This is a genomic window from Streptomyces sp. GQ60 (genome assembly GCF_059758875.1).
The window spans coordinates 1-590 of sequence record NZ_JCAXEG010000063.1; the positions used below are offsets into that span (position 1 = coordinate 1).

1 protein-coding gene is annotated in these 590 nt (G+C 71.2%); it reads left to right on the plus strand.

The window, feature by feature from the left end:
* Positions 1-590: efflux permease Rv1217c-related protein (locus tag AC6CKD_RS37965; RefSeq protein ID WP_498333989.1), on the plus strand; the 590-nt coding region annotated here is incomplete at both ends.

Here is a 590-nt window from a genome sequence, read left to right on the forward strand (position 1 = left end):
CCTCGCCGCCCAGGCCGGCTTCGCCGGGCTCGGCACCGTCCAGGGCTACACCGCCACACTGTTCGCGCTGCTGGCCGTCCCGGCAGGAGCCTTCGCCGCCGTCCGCCTCGCCACGCTCGCCGCCGACGAAACCGGCCGACGCCTCACCCTCCTGTTCGCCCAGCCCCTCACCCGCACGCGAGTACTCACCGCCGAGATCACCGCCGCCCTCGGCGGCGTCATCGTGCTCACCACCGTCGCCGGCTTCGCCACCTGGAGCGGGACACAGACCGTCGGTGCCGAACTCGGCCTCACCGCCGCGCTGTCCGGGGCATGGAACGTAGTTCCCATCACCCTCCTCTGCCTCGGCGCCGGTGTACTCGCCCTGGGCTGGGCCCCGCGTGCGGTCACCATCATCGGATCACTCCCGGCAACAGGCGGATTCCTGCTGAAAGTCATCGCCGACAGTTCCGGCTGGCCGGCATGGGTCGGCCAGCTATCTCCCTTCGCACACCTGGCCGCAGTACCCGGCGAACCCGTCAACTGGCCCGCGGCCTTGCTGATGACGACCGCCGCAACGCTCGCCACGATCGCCGGCATCATCGGCTACC